The sequence below is a fragment of the Aerococcus sp. L_32 genome (genome assembly GCF_050689315.1).
In genome coordinates this window covers 1-520 of sequence record NZ_JBOEQF010001264.1, presented here as the reverse complement: position 1 = coordinate 520, position 520 = coordinate 1, and the positions used below count along the sequence as shown (strand labels likewise).

Annotated in this window: 1 protein-coding gene; it reads left to right on the top strand. The window is 37.5% G+C overall.

Annotation, left to right across the window (positions count from 1 at the left end):
• On the top strand, positions 1 to 378 hold a 378-nt coding region (locus ACRCJ0_RS19240), incomplete at its 5' end, for a GNAT family N-acetyltransferase (RefSeq protein ID WP_431391826.1).
• Positions 379 to 520: the final 142 nt, after the last annotated feature.

The window sequence follows — 520 nt, the reverse complement described above, 5'->3', positions numbered from 1 at the left end:
GTTTTAGAGAAGTGGGATAAACGCAAGGACAGAAGTAAAACCTACAGATGGTGTGTGGAAGACAAATCTTCTGGAGAAGCGGTAGGAGAAATCTTAGTGACTGAAGTGCATAAAGATACTCAGGCTGCAGACTTAACCTTCTGTATGGGTCAAGCCTATAAAGACCAAGGTTTGGCGAAGGAAGCTTTAGAAAATATTGTGCATTTCTTGTTTAAAGAAGTGCAAATGAACCGTTTGTCTTTTGATCAAGATAGTCGAAACGAAGCTGACAGACAACTAGCTTTAGCCTTAAACTTCGAATATGAAGGGCTACGAAAAGCAGCTTTAGCCAATAATTCAGGTATTTCAGACAAAGCCTTGTATGGTGCTGTAAGATAGAATTTGAAGTGAATAAAGAAAAAGGTATGTGATAGAAAACATCACATACCTTTTTCTGTCGTTATTTATTATAAAACTTTGTCTAAGAATTCTTTTGTACGGTTGTGTTGTGGGTTACTGAAGATGTCTTCAGGTTTACCTG